This is a genomic window from Herbaspirillum sp. RV1423 (assembly GCF_000577615.1).
Taxonomy (GTDB): domain Bacteria; phylum Pseudomonadota; class Gammaproteobacteria; order Burkholderiales; family Burkholderiaceae_D; genus Herbaspirillum.
The window spans coordinates 1-23,139 of sequence record NZ_CBXX010000021.1; the positions used below are offsets into that span (position 1 = coordinate 1).

Annotated in this window: 19 protein-coding genes; 11 read left to right on the forward strand and 8 right to left on the reverse strand. The window is 59.9% G+C overall.

Annotation, left to right across the window (positions count from 1 at the left end; translation table 11 throughout):
* Nucleotides 1-46: 46 nt before the first annotated feature.
* A complete protein-coding gene (locus tag RV1423_RS29925; RefSeq protein WP_155835151.1) occupies nt 47-220 on the forward strand; it encodes a hypothetical protein in 174 nt (57 codons plus the stop codon).
* 94 nt (nt 221-314) lie between these two features.
* Nucleotides 315-902 (forward strand): hypothetical protein, encoded by a 588-nt coding sequence (locus RV1423_RS17955; protein WP_034299535.1) that lies wholly within the window; start codon nt 315-317, stop codon nt 900-902.
* 15 nt (nt 903-917) lie between these two features.
* Here RV1423_RS17955 and RV1423_RS17960 read toward each other — a convergent pair whose 3' ends face one another.
* The 3 genes from RV1423_RS17960 to RV1423_RS17970 form a co-directional block, all read right to left on the reverse strand.
* Nucleotides 918-1,796: a PhzF family phenazine biosynthesis protein gene (locus RV1423_RS17960; protein ID WP_034299538.1), complete on the reverse strand. Its 879-nt coding sequence runs from the start codon at nt 1,794-1,796 to the stop codon at nt 918-920.
* A 203-nt stretch (nt 1,797-1,999) separates the two neighbouring features.
* Nucleotides 2,000-2,212, reverse strand: a complete 213-nt coding sequence (locus tag RV1423_RS17965) for a hypothetical protein (protein WP_034299541.1) — start codon at nt 2,210-2,212, stop codon at nt 2,000-2,002.
* A gap of 277 nt (nt 2,213-2,489) precedes the next feature.
* Nucleotides 2,490-3,161, reverse strand: coding sequence for a hypothetical protein (locus tag RV1423_RS17970; RefSeq protein ID WP_034299544.1), 672 nt, complete (start codon nt 3,159-3,161; stop codon nt 2,490-2,492).
* A gap of 467 nt (nt 3,162-3,628) precedes the next feature.
* Between RV1423_RS17970 and RV1423_RS17975 the strand changes: the two genes are divergently transcribed.
* The 5 genes from RV1423_RS17975 to RV1423_RS17995 all read left to right on the forward strand — a co-directional run bounded on the left by RV1423_RS17975 (nt 3,629) and on the right by RV1423_RS17995 (nt 10,477).
* On the forward strand, nt 3,629-4,714 hold the full coding sequence (locus tag RV1423_RS17975; RefSeq protein ID WP_306410046.1) for an efflux RND transporter periplasmic adaptor subunit: 1,086 nt from the start codon (nt 3,629-3,631) through the stop codon (nt 4,712-4,714).
* Nucleotides 4,715-4,718: 4 nt separating this feature from the next.
* The gene (locus RV1423_RS17980) at nt 4,719-7,922 is read left to right on the forward strand and encodes an efflux RND transporter permease subunit (protein WP_034299550.1); all 3,204 of its coding nucleotides are present in this window, start codon (nt 4,719-4,721) and stop codon (nt 7,920-7,922) included.
* Nucleotides 7,923-8,065: 143 nt separating this feature from the next.
* Complete coding sequence (locus tag RV1423_RS17985) at nt 8,066-8,713, forward strand: protein-L-isoaspartate O-methyltransferase (RefSeq protein WP_034299553.1); 648 nt, start codon at nt 8,066-8,068, stop codon at nt 8,711-8,713.
* Between the two features lie 9 nt (nt 8,714-8,722).
* Complete coding sequence (locus RV1423_RS17990; RefSeq protein WP_034299555.1) at nt 8,723-9,046, forward strand: rhodanese-like domain-containing protein; 324 nt, start codon at nt 8,723-8,725, stop codon at nt 9,044-9,046.
* 108 nt (nt 9,047-9,154) lie between these two features.
* Entirely contained in the window at nt 9,155-10,477 is a 1,323-nt protein-coding gene (locus RV1423_RS17995) for a TolC family outer membrane protein (protein ID WP_034299558.1), read from the forward strand.
* A gap of 20 nt (nt 10,478-10,497) precedes the next feature.
* On the opposite strand, the gene RV1423_RS18000 is transcribed toward RV1423_RS17995, so the two are convergent.
* Nucleotides 10,498-11,130: a TetR family transcriptional regulator gene (locus tag RV1423_RS18000; protein ID WP_034299668.1), complete on the reverse strand. Its 633-nt coding sequence runs from the start codon at nt 11,128-11,130 to the stop codon at nt 10,498-10,500.
* Between the two features lie 390 nt (nt 11,131-11,520).
* On the opposite strand from RV1423_RS18000, the gene RV1423_RS18005 reads away from it, so the two are divergent.
* From RV1423_RS18005 to RV1423_RS18020, 4 genes are all read left to right on the forward strand, one after another.
* On the forward strand, nt 11,521-12,750 hold the full coding sequence (locus RV1423_RS18005) for an efflux RND transporter periplasmic adaptor subunit (RefSeq protein WP_034299560.1): 1,230 nt from the start codon (nt 11,521-11,523) through the stop codon (nt 12,748-12,750).
* An 11-nt stretch (nt 12,751-12,761) separates the two neighbouring features.
* A complete protein-coding gene (locus RV1423_RS18010; protein WP_034299562.1) occupies nt 12,762-15,908 on the forward strand; it encodes an efflux RND transporter permease subunit in 3,147 nt (1,048 codons plus the stop codon).
* A complete protein-coding gene (adeC, locus tag RV1423_RS18015) occupies nt 15,908-17,365 on the forward strand; it encodes an AdeC/AdeK/OprM family multidrug efflux complex outer membrane factor (protein WP_034299565.1) in 1,458 nt (485 codons plus the stop codon). Before RV1423_RS18010 ends, adeC begins: the two co-directional genes overlap by 1 nt.
* 135 nt (nt 17,366-17,500) lie before the next feature.
* Entirely contained in the window at nt 17,501-18,463 is a 963-nt protein-coding gene (locus RV1423_RS18020; RefSeq protein ID WP_034299669.1) for an SDR family oxidoreductase, read from the forward strand.
* A gap of 23 nt (nt 18,464-18,486) precedes the next feature.
* Here the strand turns inward: RV1423_RS18020 and waaA are convergent, their stop codons facing one another.
* The 4 genes from waaA to RV1423_RS18040 are packed head-to-tail and all read right to left on the reverse strand — an operon-like array spanning nt 18,487 to nt 23,103.
* Nucleotides 18,487-19,758 (reverse strand): lipid IV(A) 3-deoxy-D-manno-octulosonic acid transferase, encoded by a 1,272-nt coding sequence (waaA, locus tag RV1423_RS18025; protein ID WP_034299569.1) that lies wholly within the window; start codon nt 19,756-19,758, stop codon nt 18,487-18,489.
* Nucleotides 19,758-20,627, reverse strand: coding sequence for a Kdo hydroxylase family protein (locus RV1423_RS18030; RefSeq protein WP_034299572.1), 870 nt, complete (start codon nt 20,625-20,627; stop codon nt 19,758-19,760). Before RV1423_RS18030 ends, waaA begins: the two co-directional genes overlap by 1 nt.
* Before the next feature lie 7 nt (nt 20,628-20,634).
* Complete coding sequence (waaC, locus tag RV1423_RS18035; RefSeq protein ID WP_051516758.1) at nt 20,635-21,663, reverse strand: lipopolysaccharide heptosyltransferase I; 1,029 nt, start codon at nt 21,661-21,663, stop codon at nt 20,635-20,637.
* Nucleotides 21,664-21,708: 45 nt separating this feature from the next.
* Complete coding sequence (locus RV1423_RS18040) at nt 21,709-23,103, reverse strand: phosphomannomutase/phosphoglucomutase (RefSeq protein WP_034299575.1); 1,395 nt, start codon at nt 23,101-23,103, stop codon at nt 21,709-21,711.
* Nucleotides 23,104-23,139 lie beyond the last annotated feature (36 nt).

The window sequence follows — 23,139 nt, forward strand, 5'->3', positions numbered from 1 at the left end:
CGATGTACTCACGCCGGACAAATAATGCAAAAAAAGGGGACACCTCATGCAATACCGAATCGCCAACCTGGGCTCGTTGATCGCCATGTTGCTTGCACTGACCGCGCTCGGCGCCTGCGACCGCTCGGTAGATGAAAACCGGCTTGTTTTCCTGCGAAATCTGCGTCGCGGTGCGGTAAAAACAATACGTCGCCGCCTGGCGACATGCATTCCCGGATAAGATCGCGTATGCTTGACATGGAGCAACATCGCCTTGAAGCAAAATTGGCGATGTACTCACGCCGGACAAATAATGCAAAAAAAGGGGACACCTCATGCAATACCGAATCGCCAACCTGGGCTCGTTGATCGCCATGTTGCTTGCACTGACCGCGCTCGGCGCCTGCGACCGCTCGGTAGATGAAAAACTGGCGGCGCAGGCCGCCGCCGAAAAATCGCTGGCCATCTCGCCGACGCTGTTTTCGACCAAATTCAACCGCACCGTGCGCGACGTGCTCGACGACCGCAAGGATGAAAATGCGGCACACATGGCGCCGTTGTATGTGATCGACGTCACGCAATTGCATAAAGACGGCGAGAAGCACATCTTCCAGACACAGGTCGGTCCGGCACAGACTTCCATCATGGGCACCCTGGCCAAGAACGGCGACCTCAAAACAATCGGCGTCTTGCTGACCAGCCGCACGGAAGGCGCGCGCGAGGAATTCTACCTCTGCGCCGAGACCGCCAGCCGCATCGTCACCGATGGCGACAAGAAGAAATTGCCCGACCTGATCAGACGCCTGACCAGCAACGCGCTCAATAATCCCGGCCAGCGCATGACAGCGGCGGTCGGCGAGAAACTGCTGTCGGCGGAAGTCATCCAGCAAGGCCTGATGTTCCAGATCGAACAGCAGCAATAAGTTGCAACAATAAGCTCAGACATCCAGCCTGATGAGCCGCATCGCCCTGGCCCTGCCCCCTGCCATCAGGTGGCGGATGCCGCCGTCGTCGACAGTCAGCCTGACCTTGATGACGCTGGGTGAAGGCGGCTGCATCAGATAGCCCTGCTCGATGAAGAGTTCGCGGTCGCGCACGCCGGCGTGATCGTGCAGATAGCAGGCCAGCGGACCTGCCGCCGTTCCGGTCGCGGACTCCTCCGCAATGCCGAAGCGCGGCGCAAACATACGCACGCCGGCATGCCGCCCGCTCACCGCGGTCATATCCGAAAACACGTAATAGCCGATCACGTCCAGTTCATTGCTGAGCGCCTCGATCAACCTGAAATCCGGCCGCAACATGGAAACCGCCTGCTCATCGGGCAACGCCAGGACAAGGAACGCGTTGCCGGTATTGACCACGGCAGGTGCAAATCTCGCGTGAAACCGTTGCGGCATGATGCCGAGCGACGCCGCGATACGCGCAGTCAATTCCGAATCGACCGCAATCGTGCGGTATTGCGGCGCGCGCTGCTCCATGAACACCAGGTCGCCATCGATCAGGATACCGCGGTTGCCGTCGATGGTTTCCTTCGACAGCTTGCCTGCATTGACCATGCCCAGCTTGTGCAGCAGTGAAAAAGTGGCGATCGTCGCGTGGCCGCAGTGCGGAATCTGCCGCGTGGGCGTAAAGAACTCGAGTTTGACGGTTGCACTCTGCGAGGCGGAAACGAAGGCTGTTTCCGACAGGCCGAGCTGACGGGCGATGTGGAGTTTCTGGCCCGTCGTCAGGGCATCGGCATCGAGGACGACACCGGCAGGATTGCCGCCGGCAGCGCCGTCGATGAAGGCGTTAACGATCTGTGCGTCGACCTGCAAGATGGATTCCCCGGAATATTTGTGCTTCAGGGGATTCTAGCGCAACACGGCGGCAGAAAGCACACCGTCGATCCATTGCTCAGGCGCATCTTTTAATGGCGCCGGCCCGCGCGGTACGCAAGTCCGGGGCGACGGAACGCGCATTCATCGATGAACGCACGCTCCGCAGATCATTTCCGCATGATCGAATACGGATTGATTTCTTATGCTGACGTATCGATGAACCTGCCGACGGCTTTCAAGCCGTCGACGACATCGTCCGCAGCCGTGGTCGCTGCCGACTTGACCGTATCGACAGTAGCGTCGACGGCATCGCTGATCTCGCTGCCGGCTTTGGCGACGGCATTCTTGACCGGCATGTAGACATTGTCGTACAGCGCATTGGTGTAAGAAGAACTGACGGATGAAACGCTCATGGCATGCTCCCGAAAAATGTTGAGGGTGTACTGACTCCATCATAGCCACTCATCCGGCCGGCAAGAACATGCGCAGCCGCCATTTCAGGTAAAACCGGTTAAAGATTTGTAAAGTCGCTCCAGTCAGGGTAATGCTGTTCAGTCAAGCCTGCTTTCCCAGCCATCGCCCAAGCGAACACTGGGCCCCATTGTAGTGACGACGTCCGATACGACGTTGGGTCCTGATTTTCGTCAGGACGACGGTTGTTCGACCTGGCTCTTTTGCCTCAGCGCTGCATCAGCGCCCTTTGGCGACCTGTTCCCGGTTGAGCGTGGGCAAGCTCTTCTTGTTGTGGTAGTCAGTCGCGACGTTGGTGAGGTTGTAACGCGTGTACGCCTTCATCAGATCGTCCGTGAAATCCGCTTCGCCCTTGATCAGGCGCCATGCGCCGCGCGCGTCCTGTTCTTCGACGTAGGTGCCGATGCCGTCATAGACGACGCTGACGGCGCGCGGTTTTTCATTTTCCCGGAACTCGACCAGGAAGCCCTTCATGTCGTAACCGCCCTTGCCCTGCATGAAGGAATCGATCGCCGATTCCATCGCAGCGTCACGCTCGGTGAGCGCCTTGGTGTGCGCCTGCGTCAGCAATTCGCTCACGCCGGGATTGTCCTGGATCAGCATGTCGAACTTGCCGCTGCGGTCGTCGCCTTCTTCCAGCACGTATTTTTTCTTGGCGGGCAGGATGCGCAGCTTGGGCGGCACGTTGATGCCGTAGCGGCCAATCAGTCCGCCCAGCGCCATCGTCAGCGCCGGACTGACATCGGCCTTGGCGGCACCGCTCAGGCCGTCGACGCTGCCGCGCGTGGCCATCATCTGGGCAAACCCGATGTCGTCATTCTTGGCATACGCCTTGGCTGCCGTCGGGGATGCCGTATTGTTGACGAAAAATTGATTATTGATGCTGTCCATTGACGCTCTCCTACGGATTGCCGCGACCGATGCTGCGCCTGACTGTCTGTAAGTTGCAAAATTGGCGAATCTGCCTTAATTCCCTATTGTAAGAGTCTTTTGGCTGTTTGTGCGCCTGCGTTTCATTCCCGCGATTCTGCCATTCGTCGCAAACCGGCATGCGTCGAACACCGAGGTCTTTACCATGCTTTACACGATCCTGAAACGGAATTCTTGACGACATGGCTGTTGCCACTTACATTGCTGACTCTCTGGTAATTTACCGGCGGCGCCGCTGCTTGGCCATGCCTGCTCCGTCTCCACAAGAATTCCGGGAAACCAGCCTCAACGCTGCATCGGCGACTTCCTCAACAATTGGACCGCTTTACACCTGAACGGCCTGCTGACCAACCCTGATGACTCTTTCCTTCTTCAAACGCCGCTCAGTTCTCCTCATAGTAGTGGTCGTGATCGTCCTGGTTGCTTTCATGGCAACCCGCAAACGCCCCGCCGCGCCAGCCGCTGTGGTCGAAAAGCCGGCCCAGGCGCTGGAATTCCTGCCCGGCGACATTGCCGTGACCGGCGTCGAATCGCTGCGCCAGGTGTTGCCGCTGTCGGGCGCCCTGCGCGCGCTGAACCAGGTCTCGGTCAAGGCCAAGGTCGGCGGCGAAGTCAGGGAAGTGCTGGTGCGCGCCGGCGAAGCGGTCAGCGCCGGGCAGGTCCTGATCCGCATGGACACCAGCGAATACCAGGCCAAGGTGGAACAGGCCAAGGGCGCACTGGTGGCTTCGCGCGGCCAGCTCGATATCGCCACCAAAGCGCGCGACAACAACCTGGCGCTGCTGGATAAAGGCTTCATCTCGCGCAATGCCTTCGATAATGCCGCCAGCCAGTTCGACATCGCCAAGGCCAACGTCGACACCGCGCGCGGCGCGCTGGATGTGGCGCAAAAAGCCTTGGACGACACCGTCATCAAGGCGCCCATCAGCGGCATGATCAGCAGCCGCACCATCGAGCCGGGAGAAAAGATCGCCATCGACAACAAATTGCTGGAAGTGGTCGACCTGCGCCAGATGGAACTGGAGGCGCCGGTGCCGACCGCCGACATTCTCAAGGTGCAACTGGGCCAGGAAGTGCTGGTGCGGGTGGAAGGCCTGCCGGACGCCGTCTCCGGCAAGGTGGTGCGCATCAATCCGGCCACGCAGTCGGGTTCGCGCTCGATCATGGTCTATGTGCGCATCGACAATCCGCAAGGTCTGCTGCGCGCGGGCATGTTCGCCGACGCCAGCCTGACGCTGGACAAGCGCGACAACGTGCTGACCGTGCCGCAGACTGCGATCCGCAACGACGGCGACAAGAGCTACGTGTATGCGATTGAAAACGGCAAGCTGGCCCGGCGCGACGTCGCGCCCGGTCTGCATGGCATCGACAGCAAGGGCAACGCGGTGGAAATCAGCAGCGGCCTGCAAAGCGGCGCGCGCATCGTCAAGGCCAATCTCGGCAACCTGAACAGCGGCACGCCGGTACGGATTGTGCAGGCCGACAGCGTGCCTGCGCCAGCGGCGAAGGAATAAGCGCATGTGGTTCACCCGCATCAGTATCGGCAACCCCGTATTCGCCACCATGATGATGATGGCGTTCGTGGTGCTGGGCCTGTTCTCTTACCAGCGCCTGCGGGTCGACCAGTTCCCCGACATCACTTTTCCGGTGGTGGTGGTCCAGACCACCTATCCCGGCGCTTCGCCCGAGAATGTCGAGTCCGACGTCACGCGCAAGATCGAAGAATCGGTCAACACCATCAACGGCATCAACAGCCTGACATCGCATTCGTATGAAGGCCTGTCGGTAGTGATTGTCGAATTCGACCTCACCGTCGATCCGGCGCAGGGCGCGCAGGACGTACGCGAAAAAGTCGCGCTGGTGAAATCGGCCTTCCGCAAGGAAGTAGACGAGCCGCGCATCACGCGCTTCGATCCGGCCGACCAGCCGATCTTTTCGATCTCGGTCACCAACGATCCGAATGCGTCCCATGCCTCCAATATTCGACCGCGCACCCTGCGCGAGCTGACCACGATTTCCGACCAGGTCATCAAGAAGCGGCTGGAAAACGTGCGCGGCGTCGGGTCGGTGACGCTGGTCGGCGGCGTCAAGCGCCAGGTCAATATCTACGTCAAGCCGAACGAAATGGAAGCGCTCGGCATCGGCGTCGACCAGGTCATCAACGCGGTGAAGAACGAGAACCAGGAATTGCCGACCGGGGCGATCCGCATGGCCGATGCCGAAAAGGTCGTGCAGGTGCAGGGCCGCGTCAAGAATCCCGAAGACTTCAAACGCATCATCGTAGCGCGGCGCGGTAGTCAGCCGGTGACGCTGGAGCAGATCGCCACCGTGGTCGACGGCCAGGAAGAGCAGGAGACGCTGGCGCTTTACAACGGCCAGCGCACGCTCGCGCTGGACATCCTCAAAGCGCAAGGCCAGAACACCATCGACGTCGCCGACGGCCTCAGGCAGGCCATCAAGGAAATGGAGCCGAACCTGCAGAAGCTCTATCCGGGCGTGCGCCTGCAGGTGATCAAGGACAGCTCGCGCCAGATTCGCACCGGCGTCGAGAACGTGCGCCGCACGCTGATAGAGGGCGCGCTGCTGACGGTGCTGATCGTGTTCCTGTTCCTCAATTCGTGGCGTTCGACGGTGATCACCGGCCTGACCTTGCCGGTGGCGCTGATCGGCACTTTCCTGTTCATGTACATGTTCGGCTTCACGATCAACATGATCACGCTGATGGCGCTGTCGCTGTGCGTGGGGTTGCTGATCGACGATGCCATCGTGGTGCGCGAAAACATCGTGCGCCATGCCGGCATGAAGGTGCACGGCAAGTTCAAGACGCACAAGGCGGCGGCGCTGGAAGGCACGGCGGAAATCGGCCTGGCGGTGCTGGCGACGACCTTCTCGATTGTGGCGGTGTTCCTGCCGGTGGGCTTCATGGGCGGTATCATCGGACGCTTTTTCCACCAGTTTGGCGTGACGGTGACGGCGGCGGTGCTGATTTCGATGTTCGTATCGTTTACGCTGGACCCGATGCTGTCGTCGATCTGGCCCGATCCCGATATCCACGGCGAGAAGAACAAGCGCGGCTGGTATGCGCGCACCATCGGCCGCGTGCTCGACCAGTTCGAACGCCTGGTGCAATGGTTGTCGGCGAGCTACCAGAAACTGCTGACATGGTCGCTGCGGCATCGCGTGCTGACGCTGGTGCTGGCTTTGCTCAGCTTCGTTGCCGGCCTGGCCTTGCCGGCCAGCGGACTGATCGGTTCCGAGTTCGTGCCGCAGGCCGACTATTCGGAGACCGGCGTGACGTTCTATACCCCGGTCGGTTCGTCGCTGGATCTGACCGAATCCAAGGTGCATCAGGTTGAAACCATACTGCGCCGGTTCCCCGAAGTGGTCGACACCTACAGCACGGTCAACACCGGCAACGCGCAGGGCAAGAACTACGCCACCGTGTTCATCCGCCTGAAGCCGCGCAATCAACGGCAACTGAGCGCCTCGCAACTGGCGCCTCTGCTGCGCACGCGCCTGACCCAGGTCGCCGGCGTCACGGTGACGCATATCGGTTCGCTCGACGGCGTCGGCGGCGACAGCAAGCAAGTGCGGTTCAGTCTGCTGGGTCCCGATCTGAATCAACTGGCGCGGCTGTCGGATGAAGTGCAGGAAAAACTGCGCGCAATCCCCGGCGTGGTCGATCTGGACTCCAGCCTGAAAGCCCAGAAGCCAACCATTTCCGTCGAACCCAGGCGCGACATCGGTTCCGACCTCGGCGTGGGCGTGGCGGAGATCGGCAACGCGTTGCGGCCTTTGCTGGCAGGCGAAGCCGCCAGCAGTTGGCGCGCGCCAGACGATGAAAATTACGACGTCAACGTGCGTCTGGCGCCGACCGACCGCAACACCGTCGACGACCTGTCGCGCCTGATGCTGGCCAGCACCTTCAGCAATACCGACGGTACGCCGCGCATGGTGCCGCTGCGCCAGGTGGCCGAGATCAGAAACACCGTCGGCGCCAATCAGATCAACCGGCGCGACCTCAACCGCGAAGTCGAACTGTCGGCCAACGCCGCCGGTCGCTCGGCCGGCCAGGTCAACGCCGAGATCAAGGTCATGCTGGACAAGATCAACTGGCCGCCCGGCTACCGCTACCAGATCGGCGGTTCGGCCAAGAGCATGAACGAGTCCTTCGGCTACGCCGTGGGCGCACTGGCGCTGGCGATCGTGTTCATCTACATGATCCTGGCGTCGCAATTCGCCAGCTTCCTGCAACCGGTGGCAATTATGTCGTCGCTGCCGCTGACGTTGATCGGGGTGTTCCTGGCGCTGATGTTCTTCCGCTCGACGCTGAATATGTTCTCCATCATCGGTTTCATCATGCTGATGGGGTTGGTGACCAAAAACGCGATCCTGCTGGTGGACTTTGCCAACCAGGCGCGCAAGGAAGGCATGGAGCGCAGCGCCGCCCTGCTTGAAGCCGCCCATGTGCGGCTGCGTCCGATCCTGATGACCACGCTGGCGATGGTGTTCGGCATGGTGCCGCTGGCTTTCGGCATTGCCGAAGGCTCCGAACAACGCGCGCCGATGGGCCAGGCGGTGATCGGCGGCATCATCACGTCTTCGCTGCTGACCCTGGTGGTGGTGCCGGTAGCCTACACCTACCTCGACGACCTCGGAGCCTGGGTCAAGCGCAAGTGGTTCGGCCGCGGGAAAGACCGCGAGGAAGAGCATGCGCCCTAAACATTTCCCTTTTGCAAGCGCCGCGGCGCTGCCGGCAAGCAAAAAATTCACGACCGCGGCCTCGAAAGCAACACCCTGCCGCTGCCTGGCAAGGTCCGTGTTTGATAAAATGCTGTTTTTACGTCGCTATTGAGCCTACTGCCATGAATATCGAACAAGCCCGCTTCAACATGATCGAACAGCAAATCCGCCCCTGGAATGTGCTGGCCCAGGATGTGCTGGACCTCCTGACCGTGGTCAGGCGCGAGGAATTCGTTCCTGCGGCCTACCGCAGCCTGGCGTTCTTCGATACCGAAATTCCGCTGCCGGGCGGTGAAAACATGCTGGCCCCGAAGGTGGAAGCCCGCATCCTGCAGGAAGCCAATGTCAAGAAACACGAGCAGGTGCTGGAAATCGGCGCCGGTTCGGGCTACATGGCCGCGTTGTTGGCATATAAAGGGCGTCATGTGACCACCGTCGAAATCGATCCGGACCTCAAGGCGCTGGCCGAAAAGAACCTGTCCGGCTACGGCGTGACCAACGTCAGCGTCGAACTGGGCAACGGCGCGCAAGGCTGGCAAGGCGAATACGACGTGATCGTCATCTCCGGCTCCCTGCCTTTCCTGCCGGACGCCTTCCTGAAGCAGATCAAGGTCGGCGGCCGCATCCTGGCCATCATCGGCGAAGCGCCCGTGATGTCGCTGCAAGTGATCACCCGCACTTCCGACCAAGTCTACGATACGGTCGACGTCTTCGAACTGCTGGTCAAGCCTTTGCATGCGGCCAGCGAGCATTCCCACTTCACTTTTTAGGATATTGGCATGGAGCACATCACCGCACCGGAACTGGCCGCCTGGATTGCCGACCCGGACCGCCCGACACCCTTGCTGCTGGATGTGCGCGAGCCTTGGGAATTCGAAACCTGCCGCATTGACGTTGCCCAATTGATGCCCATGAACACGATTCCCAGCCGCTTCGCTGAACTGGACGAAGAACAGCCGGTGGTGTGCATCTGCCACCACGGCGCCCGCAGCATGCAGGTGGCGGCGTTTCTGGAACGCCAGGGGTTCGCCAGGGTGACCAACCTGACCGGCGGCATCCATGCCTGGGCTCAGCAGGTCGATGCCTCGATGCCGACGTATTGACCGTATTCATTCGAAGCCGGACGACTTTCTTGATTTTCCCGGAACTGCAAAGTGCCTGAGTAGCCCAATACGGCTATTTATCATTTACTCCTCGCGAAAATCCCCCGCATGCCTCCTAATTTTTCCACCGCGCTGGTGATCGGCGCCTTGTCTGCCGCACTATCCGGCATGCTGGCCTTGCCCGCCCGCGCCGCCGACCTGGTGCAGGTTTACCAGCAAGCGCTGGCCAATGATCCGGTTTACCAGAGCGCACGCTATTCGCTGCGCGCCGGCGAAGAGAAAATCACCCAGGGACGCGCCGGCCTGCTGCCCACTGTCGGCGTAGGCGGCAACTACGCCCGTTCGGGCGACAGCATGCAGAACTCCAGCAACACCTATACCCTGCAACTGACCCAGCCGCTGCTGCGCATGGCCAACTGGGAAACCTACCAACAGGGAAAATTATCGGTGGCCGTGAGCGAAGCGCAATTCGCGCAGGCCGAGCAAGACCTGATCCTGCGCGTTGGACAGACTTACTTCGATGTGCTCTCGGCGCAGGACGCGCTGAGTTTCCTGCGCGCGCAGAAGGTTGCGATTTCGGAACAACTGGCCTCGGCCAAACGCAACTTCGAGGTCGGCACCGCGACCATTACCGACACCAATGAAGCGCAGGCGCGCTACGACCTGGCCAATGCCCAGGAAATCTCCGCGCAGAACGACCTTGAAGTGGCGCTCAGCAGATTGCAGCAAATCATCGGCCAGCCGCCGACGCCTTTGTCGACGCTGCGCCCCAATGTGCAACTGAGCTTGCCGCAACCAGCCTTGATCGATCCTTGGATTGCCAGCGCGGAACAGCAGAATTACGGCGTGGTGGTGCAACAGGTGTCGCTGGAAATCGCCCAAAGCGAGATCAGGCGCAGCCGCGCCGGCCATTATCCGACAGTAGACCTCGTGGTCGGCCGCAATTTCACCAATCAGAACAGTCAGTTGACGCCCTATACCAATGGCCGTGGTTATGCCAATTCGGTCGGCGTGCAGTGGAATATCCCGCTCTATGCGGGCTTTGGCGTCAGCAGCAAGGTGGACGAATCGATCGCGCTGGCCGACAAGGCCCGCGCCGACCTCGAGAATGCGCGCCGCACCGCCGTGCTCAATGCACGCCAGGCGTATCTTGGCGTGAGCAACGGCCTGTCGCAGGTGAAAGCTTACGAAGCGGCGGAGATCTCCAGCCTGTCTGCGCTGGAATCGAACCGCCTCGGCTACCAGGTCGGCGTGCGCATCAACATCGACGTGCTGAACGCGCAGCAACAATTGTTTTCGACGCGGCGCGACCTCGCCAAAGCGCGCTACGACACGCTGATGAACGGACTGAAACTGAAGTCGGCCGCAGGCAGCCTGAAAGAGGACGACCTGGCGCAAATCAACCTGTTGCTAGGCCCGCCCACCCCGTAGGCAGGCGCCGACGCCCTCCATCAGTTGAGCAGGGTCGGCGCTGTTTTGACGGCGTGGATGCAGGCGGTGAGCAGTTTTTCCGCCTCTTTTTCCAGATCAAAACTGTCCGGCGAAAAAAACCAGTCGGTCAGCAAACCGCTGACGATGGCATGCACCATCAGGCAGGCCAGACGGATATTGAGATTGGACGACAACTGGCCGCGCGCGATGGCGTTCTTGAGGATTTGCTCCATCCGCAACATGCCCTGCATATGGCATTCGCGCTGGCGCATCAGGATGGGATCGTTGTGGTCAACGAATTCGCATTTGTTGAAAATGATATCGAAGACTTTGCGGCAACGCGGATCGGTGGCGGCTTGCTTGAGCACGTACACACCACCCTTGATGAACTGACCGAGCGGATCGGTGACGCGCTGGTCGGCGTTGTCTTCCATCATCGCCTCCATCGGCAGGCGCACGCGATCGCACATGGCGTCGAACAGATCGCTCTTGTTCTTGAAGTGCCAGTAGATTGCGCCGCGCGTGACATCCGCCGCCTTGGCGACATCGGCCAGCGAGGTATGCGAAACGCCGCGCTCGTAAAACACTTGCTCCGCAGCATCAAGGATGCGCGAGCGGGTTTCGAGGGCTTCTTCCTTGGTCGAACGTGCCATGGTCAACCAGCCGTCTGAATAATAGATATCATTACAATCTCCGCGCACCTTCGTTGTGCAATAAAGACAGATTGACGCAATTCTCTTTGACAAAGAGGAGTTTTCACGAAAATCTGCATGTTTCTTTAAGTATTACGCGTCTACATTTAGACATATTGCGATACATCAAGCGAATACATACATACAAGAATGTATGTATAATAGCACTGGATTTCAATAGCCGCTTGTGCGTTTGCCTTCGTTTTACCTCCCTGCTGTCTTTTCTGCATCGCAACAATTTTTGCGTTATCTTTTGGTTCTGCCGTTTTACCGGTTGTGTTTTTGTAGTCACCGTATTCGAATCACTAGCTGCTGTCGCAGCTTCAACTTTACCTACCGTGCGAGATATTTATGAGCTCAGTTAGTCGTTTCACGCGCCTTACCCTGACCGTTGCCGTGATGGCCGCCTTTGCGGGCTGCGGTCAAAAACCGAATGCCCAAGCAGGCGGCATGCCGCCGGGCGAGGTCTCCATCGTCACCATCGCGCCTGAGCGCATTACCATCAGCAACGAGTTGCCCGGCCGCCTGGAAGCGACGCGCATCGCCGAAGTCCGCGCCCGCGTGGCCGGCATCGTGCAGAAGCGCACCTTCCGCGAAGGCAGCGAGGTCAAGGCCGGCGAAGTGCTGTATCGCATCGACCCGGCGCCTTTCAAGGCTTCTTACGACAGCGCCCAGGCAACGCTGGCGCGCGCCCAGGCCAACCTGACCCAGACCTCCCTCAAGGCGCAGCGCTACAAGCCGCTGCTCGAAGTCAACGCTGTCAGCAAACAGGAATATGACGACGCCGTCGCCGCGCAAAAGCAAGCTGAAGCCGATGTCGCATCCGGCAAGGCTGCCGTGCAGACTGCCGCCCTGAACCTGGGCTACGCCACGGTGACTTCACCGATCTCCGGCCGCATCGGCCGCGCATTGGTGACCGAAGGCGCGCTGGTCGGCCAGGGCGACGCCACCCAGTTGGCGGTAGTGCAGCAACTCGATCCGATCTACGTCAACCTGACGCAATCAAGCACCGACCTGCTCAAGTTGCAGCAGGCGATGGCCAACGGCCAGTTGAAGACCGTCGGCCAGGGCAAGGCGCGGGTGACGCTGGTCACCGAGGACGGCCATCCCTATCCGTTGCCGGGCAAGCTGCTGTTCTCCGACATCAGTGTCGATGCAACCACCGGTTCCGTCACCATCCGCGCCGAATTCCCGAATCCGAACCGCACGCTGCTGCCGGGTATGTATGTGCGCGCGCAGCTTGAACAAGCCGTCGACGAGCAAGCCATCGTCGTGCCGCAGCAGGCAGTCATGCGCGACCTGAACGGTTCATCGGTATTTGTGGTGGGCGAAGACAACAAGGTGGCTGCGCGTCCGGTCAAGACCGGGGCCGCCCAGGGCAATAACTGGGTCGTCACCGACGGCCTGAAAACCGGCGACCGCGTGATTGTCGAAGGCCTGCAAAAGACCAAGCCGGGTGCTCCCGTCAAGCCGGTTCCCTGGAAGGGACCGGTAGGCCAGGCACCTGCTGCCGCTCCGGCTCAGCCTGCCGCTCAAGGCCAGGCGCCAGCCAAGCAGGACGCCGCAACCAAAGCTAACTAAGAGGCTGTCAGATGGGAAAGTTCTTTATTGATCGCCCCGTTTTTGCGTGGGTGTTAGCAATCTTCATCATACTGGCGGGCGCGCTGGCCATTACCGGCTTGCCTGTCGCCCAGTATCCGAGCATCGCGCCGCCGACCATCGTGGTCACGGCGACGTATCCCGGCGCGACCGCGCAAACCCTGGACGATTCGGTCACCAGCCTGATCGAGCAGGAAATGAACGGCGCCGACGGCTTGCAGTACATGGAGTCGCAAAGCCAGGCCAACGGCCAGGTACAGATCACCGTGACCTTCTCGCCCGAAACCAATGCCGACCTGGCGGCGGTGGACGTCCAAAACCGCCTGAAACGCGTGGAAGCGCGTCTGCCGGCGGCGGTGACGCAACAAGGCGTGCAGGTGACCAAGTCGCGCAGCAACTTCCTGCTGTTCATCGGCTTGTCGTCGACCGACGGCAAACTCGATCCGGTGGCGCTGGGCGACTATCTGTCGCGCAACGTACTCAATGAAGTCAAGCGCGTGCCCGGCGTCGGCCAGGCGCAGTTGTTCGGCACCGAACGCGCGATGCGCATCTGGATCGATCCGAACAAGCTGGTCGGCCTGAACCTGACGCCAGCCGACGTGACCGCCGCCATCACCGCGCAAAATGCGCTGGTGGCGGGCGGCACGCTGGGCGCCCTGCCGAGTCCCGATGCACAGCAGATCTCCGCCACCGTGGTGGTGAACGGCCAACTGACCAGTCCGGAACAGTTCGGCAACATCATCCTGCGCGCCAATGCGGATGGTTCGTCGGTGCGTATGCGCGATATCGCCCGCATTGAAGTCGGCGGCCAGTCTTACGACACTGCCGGCCGTCTCGACGGCAAACCGAGCTCGTTCATCGGCGTGCAGTTGTCGCCGACCGCGAATGCGCTGGGCACTGCGACCGCCGTGCACAAGAAAATGGAAGAGCTGGCCAAGTACTTCCCCGCCGGCGTGAAATACACCATCCCTTACGACACCTCCAAGTTCGTCAAGATCTCGATCGAAGAAGTGGTCAAGACCCTGATCGAAGCGATCGTGCTGGTGTTCCTGGTGATGTTCCTGTTCCTGCAGAACATCCGCTACACCATCATCCCGACAATCGTCGTGCCGGTGGCGCTGATGGGCACCTTTGCAACGCTGCTGGTGTTCGGCTTCTCGATCAACGTGCTGACCATGTTCGGCATGGTGCTGGCGATCGGTATCCTGGTCGACGATGCGATCGTGGTGGTGGAAAACGTTGAACGCATCATGAGCGAAGAAGGTCTGTCGCCGCGCGATGCAACTCGCAAGGCGATGGGCCAGATCACCGGCGCGCTGATCGGCATCACGCTGGTGCTGATCGCGGTGTTCATCCCGATGGCCTTCTTCGGCGGCGCTGTCGGTGCGATCTATCGGCAGTTCTCGCTGTCGATGGTGGCGTCGATGGTGTTCTCGGTGCTGATGGCGTTCACACTGACCCCGGCGCTGTGCGCAACCATCCTGCTGCCGGTCGAAAAGGGCCATCATCACGAAAAGGGCGGCTTCTTCGGCTGGTTCAATCGCCGCTTCAACAAGACGGCCACGGGCTATCAGGGCTTTATCGCCAAGATGCTTGGCAAGACCGGCCGCTATATGATCGTGTACGCCGTGATCATCGGCTGCGTGGGCTTGCTGTATGCGCGCCTGCCGGCGTCGTTCCTGCCGAACGAAGACCAGGGCTACATCATCACCAACGTGCAGTTGCCCGCCGGCGCCAGCACCAGCCGTACGCTGGAAGTGCTGAAGCAGATCGAGAACTACTACCTGAAACAACCTGCCGTCGAACACGTCGTGGCGATTGCCGGCTTCAGCTTCTCCGGCAACGGCCAGAATGCAGGCCTGGTGTTCACACCGCTCAAGGACTGGAGCGAGCGCGACAAGACGCAGTCGGCCGATGCGATTGCCGGCAAAGCCTTCGGCGCGTTCTCGCAGATCAAGGATGCGATTGTGTTCCCGCTGAACCCGCCGCCGATCCCTGAACTGGGTAACGCAACCGGCTTCACCTTCCGCCTGCAGGACCGCGCCGGTGTGGGGCACGCTGCACTGGTCCAGGCACGTAACCAGATCCTCGGCATGGCCTCGCAAAGCAAGGTGCTGGCGGGGGTGCGTCCTGAAGGCCTGGAAGATGCGCCTCAGTTGCAACTGGACATCGACCGCGACAAGGCCAATGCGCTGGGCGTCCCATTCTCGACCATCAACAGCGTGCTGTCGACTGCGCTCGGTTCGTCTTACGTCAACGACTTCCCGAATCAGGGCCGTCAACAGCGCGTGATCGTCCAGGCTGACGCCAAGCGCCGCCTGCAACCGGAAGACCTGGCCAAGCTGTATGCCCGCAACAATGGCGGAACCATGGTGCCGTTCTCGGCCTTCACCACGTCGAAGTGGATCAACGGTCCTGTGCAACTGATCCGCTACAACGGCTATCCGGCGATGAAGATCGCCGGCGGCGCGGCGCCCGGTCGCAGCACCGGCGAAGCCATGTCGGAGATGGAATCCTTTGTCGGCAAGCTGCCGCCAGGTTTCGGCTTCGAATGGACCGGCCAGTCGCTGGAAGAAAAGACCTCCGGTTCGCAAGCGCCGGCGCTGTACGCGCTGTCGCTGATCGCGGTATTCCTGGTGCTGGCTGCGCTGTACGAAAGCACCTCGATTCCGCTGGCGGTGATGCTGGTGGTGCCGCTGGGTATTCTCGGCGCGCTGCTGGGCGTGACGCTGCGCGGCATGCCTAACGACGTGTACTTCAAGGTCGGCATGATTGCGGTGGTCGGTTTGTCAGCGAAGAATGCGATTCTGATCATCGAGTTCGCCAAGGACCTGCAGGCGCAAGGCATGGGACTGATCGAAGCGACGCTGGAAGCGGTGCATCTGCGGTTCCGTCCGATCATCATGACCTCGCTGGCCTTCATCCTCGGCGTGCTGCCGTTGGCGATCGCCAGCGGCGCCGGCTCCGCCAGCCAACGCGCGATCGGTACCGGCGTGATGGGCGGGATGATCACGGCGACCGTGCTGGCCGTGTTCCTGGTGCCGGTGTTCTTCGTCGTCGTGCGCAAGATCTTCAAAGGCAGCGAACGCCAACGCAAGCTCGACGCTGCCCATCACAAAATCGATGTGGAGGATGAGTAATGTTTAAGTTTCCAACCCTGCGCTTGACCGGCCAACTGGGCCAACTGAGCGCAGCCTTGCTGGTGGCCGGCGTCCTGTCCGGCTGCTCGCTGGCGCCGACTTACGAACGCCCGCAAGCGCCGATCGACGCCAGCTACCCTGCCGACGCCAAGGGCCAGGCCGCCTATGACGCGGCCACCCTGGGCTGGCGCCAGTTCTTCCCCGACCAGCGCCTGCAAGCACTGATCGCAGCGGCGCTGGAAAACAACAGAGACCTGCGCACCGCCGTGCTGAACATCGAAGAAGCGCGCGCGCAGTACCAGATCACGCGCGCCGACTTGTTGCCCAACCTCAATGTCAGCGGCAGCGCTACACGCCAACGTTTGTCGGCGAGCCAGTCGACGACCGGCTCGCCGCTGATCACCAATGGCTATCAGGTCGGCCTGGCCATCCCGGCTTATGAGCTGGATTTCTTCGGCCGCGTACGCAGCCTGAAGGATGCCGCGCTGTCGACTTACCTGTCGACCGAAGAAGCCAAGCTGTCGGCGCAGATCAGCCTGGTGTCGCAAGTGGCGCAAGCCTATCTGTCCGAGCGTTCCTACGCCGAACAGTTGAAGCTGGCGCAACAGACGCTGGAAAGCCGCCAGACCAACCTCGATCTGGCGAAGAAACGCTTCGACGTGGGCGCCTCGTCGGCGCTGGATCTGCGCCTGTCGGAAACGCTGGTGCAATCGGCGCGCACTTCGGCCGCCACATTGGCGCGCCAGCGCGCCCAAGCTGAAAACGCCCTGACGCTGCTGGTCGGCAAGAAGATCGACAACCTGCCTGCCGGCCAGGACCTGTCGCTGCAAAACATCGTGACCGACATTCCTGCGGGCCTGCCGTCCGATTTGCTCACGCGTCGCCCTGACATCCGCTCGGCAGAGCAGAAACTGCTGGCCGCCAACGCCAACATCGGCGCGGCGCGCGCGGCATTCTTCCCGAAGATCACTCTCACTGGTTCGTTCGGGACTGCCAGCAACACGCTGGGCGGCCTGTTCGATTCGGGCTCCGGCGCGTGGTCGTTCGGCCCGCAATTGAGCCTGCCGATCTTCGACTTCGGCCGCAACAGCGCCAACCTGGATTTGGCGGAAGTGCGCAAGAACCAGGCGATCGTGACTTACGAAAAGACCATTCAAACGGCCTTCCGCGAAGTCGCCGATGCCCTGGTCGCACGCGGCACCCTGGACGAACAGATCGAAGCCCAGGAAGCTTTCCTGAAAGCGCAGCAGGAACGACTTAACCTGACCGACATGCGCTACAAGAACGGCATTGCGTCTTCGCTGGATCAGTTGGATGCGCAGCGCGATTTGTTCTCGGCGCAGCAATCGCTGATTCAGGCGCGGCAGTTGCGCTTGAATAATGCGATTGATTTGTATCGGGCGTTGGGGGGTGGGTTGAATGAGACGACGGCCATATCGTCTGCAGGAACGAAATAAGTTTCTGTTTCTGGCTACTGCTAACCATGAAAAACGTCCCCAAACAGGGGACGTTTTTCATGGTACCGACAATTCAAACGCCGAGCAATTTGACCGATGGTAATATCACGGCTTCAAATTCCTCCGGCCATGTCCATGCATCTGCTTATCACCGGCGCAACCGGCTTTGTCGGCAAAGCCTTGATTTCGGCGTTAGCCACCAATCCGCAATACGTACTGCGTGCCTGCGTACGGCGCGACAACATCATTTTTCCCGACAATGTCGACCTGATCAAGGTGCCCGACCTGGCGGCAGAAACTGACTGGCATGCTGCGCTGGAGGGGATCGATACGATTGTGCATGCTGCGGCGCGCGTACATGTCATGGATGATAAATCTGCCGATCCCTTGGCGGAATTCCGACGCGTCAATGTCGACGGCACATTGAATCTTGCACGACAGGCTGCCGACGCAGGTGTAAGACGTTTTGTCTTCATCAGTTCCATCAAGGTCAATGGCGAAGAAACGCTGCCTGGACGCCCCTACACAGCGGACGATGTTCCTCGTCCTCGGGATCCGTATGGCATATCGAAGCATGAAGCCGAACAGGGCTTGCTGGCTTTAGCGAAGGAAACCAGCATGGAAGTCGTCGTCATTCGTCCTGTTCTGGTATATGGCCCCGGAGTCAAAGCCAATTTCCAAAGCATGATGCGCTGGCTCGACAAAGGTGTACCACTGCCGCTGGGTGCGATTACCACCAATCGCCGCAGTATGGTGGCGCTGGATAATCTGGTGGATTTGATCGTGACATGCCTCCGACACCCGGCTGCGAGAAATCAGGTCTTTTTGGTAAGCGACGGCGAAGATTTGTCGACCGCCACTTTGTTGAGACGTGCGGCGAAAGCGCTACAAAAGCCGGCGCGGCTAGTACCGGTTCCTCCATTACTGCTGAATTCGATCGCCAAACTGCTTGGCAAAACCAGCGTCGCCCAACGTCTGTGCGGATCACTACAGGTTGACATCGTAAAAACATCCTCTTTGCTGGGATGGCATCCGCCTGTGGATATTGATACAACGCTGGAGAAGACAGCGACTCAGCTTCGGCAGCAGCAAAAATAACGGCTCAGCAAAACCTGCTTCATTCAATTCATAATTGAACTGATCAACGCCATCGTGCGCTGCGTAGCTCCTTGATGCTGACGCGCGAAACTGTGCGCATTGCTTGCCACACGCGCCCGGCGTCCGGGAGTACTGAACAAAACCTGCGTTGCACGCAGCATGGAAGCAGCATCCGATACTCTTATCGCCGCATCCGCCTTTACCGCATCCTCGCTGATCACCTGAAAATTGAATGTATACGGCCCGATCAACACCGGCTTGCCAAGCGAGCATGCCTCGATCAGATTCTGCCCGCCCAGAGGAAGCAAGCTGCCGCCGATGAATGCGACGTCACAAGCAGCGTAATAGGCGAACATTTCCCCCATGGAATCGCCCAATACGATCGACGTATCCCCGGCAAGCTGAGTACCCGTCATTGTCGAACGGCGCTGAATCGCAAAACCATACGCCGAGATCATTGCGGCCACTTCGTCAAAACGCTGAGGATGACGCGGTACGATGAGTGTCAGAAAGTCTCTGTTATCGAACTTGCTCAAGGCATCGAGAATCAATTGCTCTTCGCCTTCGCGTGTGCTGGCGCACAGCAGTACAGGGCAATCTCCGAAGCTCGCACGCCACCGTTCCCCCAGCGCGATCATTTCCGTCGGCGCTTCCACATCGAACTTGATGCTGCCGGTGACATGCACATTGCGCGCACCGAACTGACGTAAACGATCAGCATCGGCGTCCGATTGCGCGGCGACGCAGTCGATGGCCGCCGCCGCCTCCAGCAAAATCGCACCGAAGCGCTGCCCGCGCCGCAGCGAGCGTTCCGACAGGCGCGCATTAGCCAGCATCACCGGAACCCGATGACGCACACATTGCCGCACCATGTTCGGCCAGACTTCGGTTTCCATCAGGATGCTGATCCTCGGCTTGAAGTAGCGCAGGAAGCGTGCACACATCCATCCGGTATCGTAGGGGAAAAAACTTTGCACCACACGTTCGCCCTGTTGCGCAAACAACTGCCGCCCGGTGGCGCGGCCGGTGGCGGTCATGTGGGTCAGCAAGATGGTGTGCTGCGGATACGCTTGCAACAAAGCATCCACCAAAGGCTGCGCAGCCCGCGTTTCTCCGACCGAGACGGCATGAACCCAGATGATGGGCGGCAGTGGTTTCCGGTCGAACTGATGATAGAAACCGAGGCGCTCACCAACATGCTGGCGATAACCGGGCTCCTTGCCGCCCCGGCGCCACAGACGCAGCAGCACAAAAGGCAAACCCACCCACCACAGCGCGGAGTAGATCAACCGCATCAAACCAGCTCGCGTCCGGTCAGTTTGGTCAGGATCGCCAGTGGGCTCGCCGCAGGATCGTATTGCTTGTCGACCGGCAAATGCAAAGTCTGCTCGAGCATGTATTGCCCCGACATCACGGCATGCGATGCCTGGTCCGAGAAGCACACCCAAACCGACCCGGCCGGAAACGGCATGACGACCTGGTCGGCGCTTTCCTGATAAGCCATATCGCCCTTCATGCCATCATGCAATTGCAGCATCAGGTGATCGTATTCGCTACGCAGGGATTTGGTGACATGCAATGCCTTCAATGCCTTGGCTTGCCATGGAACATAAGGCTTGGCACGCGGCACGAACTTCTTGGCGACTGTTTCGAACGGCTCGCCGACGCGCCAGACGCGCGGTATGCCGTCAGGATTGATATTGCTGAACACGCGCAAAATGCGCTCGCCGTAATTCGGTCGCGACGGGAAAGCATCCACATGCATACGCCGGTCATCGGCGCGCCAGGATTGTGCGCGCGTCTCGACCTGCGTCGGTCGATAACTGGTTGGCGCCAAACGCAAAGCGTCTTTATACTTTGGCAACAGGGAATACACCAGCGACTGCGCCTGCTGGCGAAAGCGGCCGATCATCAGCGCCAGCGCCAACTGGGTCGCGGTGTCGCCGACGGCGCCTTTCAAATGTCCATTCGCATCGAGACTGATATTGCGGACCTTCGGGTCGCGGATGTCCGGCCTGAGCAGCTCTTTTTCTTCCGCCAACAATTCAAACGGAAGATGCGGAAAATACAGCACCTTGCCGGCTTCCAGAGCAGCGATCCAGGCCGGATTGGGTTCGGCGACTTGCCAGTTGGCAATGTCGATTTCTATGATTTGGGATTCCATCTCGATATTATGCCTCGTTGTCTTGTGTACGATCGCCGGAGTGCGCGGCAGCCGGAGCAGACAATACCTGATCGATAGCTTGCAATACTTGCGCTACATCAGGAGGAGCACCTGTATCGCCAAGATTGACGATACGCGGCGACCAGTTGCCTTCGGTCTTCCAGCGCGGCGAGTCGCAGTAAAGCTCGACGGTAGGACGGCAACAGGCCGCTGCAATATGCGTCAGACCGGTATCCAGGCCCACCACCAACGCCGCATGCCGGACCAGCGTCACCGCTTCCATCAGCGATAGTGATGGCAATACGACCGCTTGTGTCATGCGGGCGGCAAGCTGTTCGGCTGCATGCTTCTCCTTGGCGCTACCCCATGGTAACAACACAGGCATGTTGCGGCTGGCCAGAACTTGCGCCACAGCAACCCAGTTATCTGCCGCCCATTGCTTGGCGGTGCGCGCCGTGCCGTGAAAAAAAACGGCATAAGGCTGCTCGGGCAACCACATCGGCTTCTCCGCCAACACTGGCGCTTGCAACGCGAAGTCAGCCGCGTCATCCAGAATATAACCGAGCGCGACTGCAGCCACGGTCCGCGCGCGCATGACGGCATGCGTGTACACGCCCACCGGCACGCTTTGCGTATGGAATATCCTGGACAGCGACTCGTAGCCTGAGCCCTCCGTTGCATTGCCCAATCCGACACGCTTGCCGTCCGGCGCAAGGCGCGCCATGCGCATGACCACGCTGGTTTTCAGCAGACCCTGGGTATCGAAAACGATATCGTAAGCCTCGTGGCGCAACTGGCGATAAAAACTGGCTATCTCGGCACGCGTCTTGGCGGAGCCAAGGCTCTTGCGCCAGCGCCGCAAGGCAATCGGAATGATCGTTCGGACATGCGGATTGAGCCGCACAAGGCTGGTGTAAGCCTCTTCCACCACCCAATCGATGTTGGCATCCGGATAATGGCGCCGGATGTCGGCGACCATCGGCATGTTATGCACCACGTCGCCTAAGGAGGAAACGCGGACGATCAGGATGTTCAAGGCTAACCCACTATTCTTTGTCTGTGGGCCAGCATCTTACCTCTTTCAAAACGGCAAGGCTACATCCGGCCGAGCGGCCAGGATCACGCGTTTGAACTCATCCTGGATACGCGCCAGCGCCTGCTGCGTCTCCGCTTCGAAGCGCAACACCACCACCGGCGTGGTATTGGAAGAGCGCATCAGACCGAAACCGTCAGCGTACTCGATGCGCAGACCATCGATCTTGATGATCTGCTCGGCGCCGGGAAACTTTGCATCTTTTTGCAATTGATCGATCAATGCAAAATTCTCACCCTCTTTCAACTTCAATTGCAGTTCGGGCGTGCTGGTTGATTGCGGCAAGGCATTGAGCACGGCCGACGGATCGGATTCACGGCTCATGAGCTCCAGCAAGCGCGCACCAGCGTACAAGCCATCGTCGAAGCCGTACCAGCGATCCTTGAAGAACACGTGACCGCTCATTTCGCCGCCCAGCGGAGCGCCGGTTTCACGCATCTTGGCCTTGACCAGCGAATGGCCGGTTTTCCACATCAATGGTCGGCCGCCATGCATACTAATCCATGGGGCCAGGTGGCGCGTGCATTTAACGTCGTACAGGATTTCACGGCCGGGATGGCGGGTGAGCACGTCGGCGGCAAACAGCATCAGTTGCCGATCGGGATAAATGATCTGGCCATCCTTGGTGACAACGCCAAGCCGGTCGCCGTCGCCGTCGAAAGCCAGGCCGATCTCGTTATCCGTTTGTTGCAGACAACGGATCAGATCCTGCAGGTTTTCGGGGTGGGCCGGATCGGGATGATGATTGGGGAAAGTACCGTCGACTTCGCAAAACAATTCAGTGACTTCGCAGCCGAGCGCACGATACAGCTCGCCGGCAAAAGCACCGGCCACGCCGTTGCCGCAATCGATGGCGATCTTCATCGGACGCGCCAGTTTGGCGTCGCCGACGATGCGTTCGATGTATTCCTTGCGGATGTCGTGGGTGCGGTAAGCCCCACTACCTGCCTTGAAATCGTTTTTCAGAATGGCCTGATACAAGGCCTGAATCGTGTCGCCATAAATCGCCTCGCTGGCCAGCACCATCTTGAAACCGTTGTAATCAGGCGGATTGTGGCTGCCGGTCACCATTACGCCGGACTGCGTGCCCAAAACTTGCGTGCCGAAGTAAACCATGGGAGTGGCGACCACACCGAGGTCGATGACATCAATACCGATCGATTGCAGGCCGGCGGCCAGAGCTGCGGCCAGTTCCGGACCTGAGAGACGACCATCGCGGCCAATCACTACAGAAGCCTGCCTCTTGGCAAAGGCGACGCTGCCGAAGGCCTGGCCGATTTGGCAGGCGACGTCAGCATTGAGGGTCTGCCCGATGATGCCGCGAATGTCATAGGCTTTGAAAATGGTGACAGAAGGATTCCCATTCGAACTGACTTGCGACATAAAAACAATCCTTCTCTGAAGAATACTACCACATAA

What these genes read in the sequence shown, in the direction of transcription:
- RV1423_RS17985 (WP_034299553.1), top strand. Translation starts at nt 8,066, where the DNA reads ATGAATATCGAACAAGCCCGCTTCAACATGATCGAACAGCAAATCCGC.
- RV1423_RS18030 (WP_034299572.1), bottom strand. Translation starts at nt 20,627, where the DNA reads ATGGAATCCCAAATCATAGAAATCGACATTGCCAACTGGCAAGTCGCC.
- RV1423_RS17990 (WP_034299555.1), top strand. Translation starts at nt 8,723, where the DNA reads ATGGAGCACATCACCGCACCGGAACTGGCCGCCTGGATTGCCGACCCG.
- RV1423_RS18020 (WP_034299669.1), top strand. Translation starts at nt 17,501, where the DNA reads ATGCATCTGCTTATCACCGGCGCAACCGGCTTTGTCGGCAAAGCCTTG.
- RV1423_RS17995 (WP_034299558.1), top strand. Translation starts at nt 9,155, where the DNA reads ATGCCTCCTAATTTTTCCACCGCGCTGGTGATCGGCGCCTTGTCTGCC.
- RV1423_RS17975 (WP_306410046.1), top strand. Translation starts at nt 3,629, where the DNA reads ATGGCAACCCGCAAACGCCCCGCCGCGCCAGCCGCTGTGGTCGAAAAG.
- RV1423_RS17955 (WP_034299535.1), top strand. Translation starts at nt 315, where the DNA reads ATGCAATACCGAATCGCCAACCTGGGCTCGTTGATCGCCATGTTGCTT.
- RV1423_RS17980 (WP_034299550.1), top strand. Translation starts at nt 4,719, where the DNA reads ATGTGGTTCACCCGCATCAGTATCGGCAACCCCGTATTCGCCACCATG.
- RV1423_RS29925 (WP_155835151.1), top strand. Translation starts at nt 47, where the DNA reads ATGCAATACCGAATCGCCAACCTGGGCTCGTTGATCGCCATGTTGCTT.
- waaA (WP_034299569.1), bottom strand. Translation starts at nt 19,758, where the DNA reads ATGCGGTTGATCTACTCCGCGCTGTGGTGGGTGGGTTTGCCTTTTGTG.
- RV1423_RS18005 (WP_034299560.1), top strand. Translation starts at nt 11,521, where the DNA reads ATGAGCTCAGTTAGTCGTTTCACGCGCCTTACCCTGACCGTTGCCGTG.
- RV1423_RS18040 (WP_034299575.1), bottom strand. Translation starts at nt 23,103, where the DNA reads ATGTCGCAAGTCAGTTCGAATGGGAATCCTTCTGTCACCATTTTCAAA.
- RV1423_RS17965 (WP_034299541.1), bottom strand. Translation starts at nt 2,212, where the DNA reads ATGAGCGTTTCATCCGTCAGTTCTTCTTACACCAATGCGCTGTACGAC.
- RV1423_RS18000 (WP_034299668.1), bottom strand. Translation starts at nt 11,130, where the DNA reads ATGGCACGTTCGACCAAGGAAGAAGCCCTCGAAACCCGCTCGCGCATC.
- RV1423_RS17970 (WP_034299544.1), bottom strand. Translation starts at nt 3,161, where the DNA reads ATGGACAGCATCAATAATCAATTTTTCGTCAACAATACGGCATCCCCG.
- adeC (WP_034299565.1), top strand. Translation starts at nt 15,908, where the DNA reads ATGTTTAAGTTTCCAACCCTGCGCTTGACCGGCCAACTGGGCCAACTG.
- RV1423_RS18010 (WP_034299562.1), top strand. Translation starts at nt 12,762, where the DNA reads ATGGGAAAGTTCTTTATTGATCGCCCCGTTTTTGCGTGGGTGTTAGCA.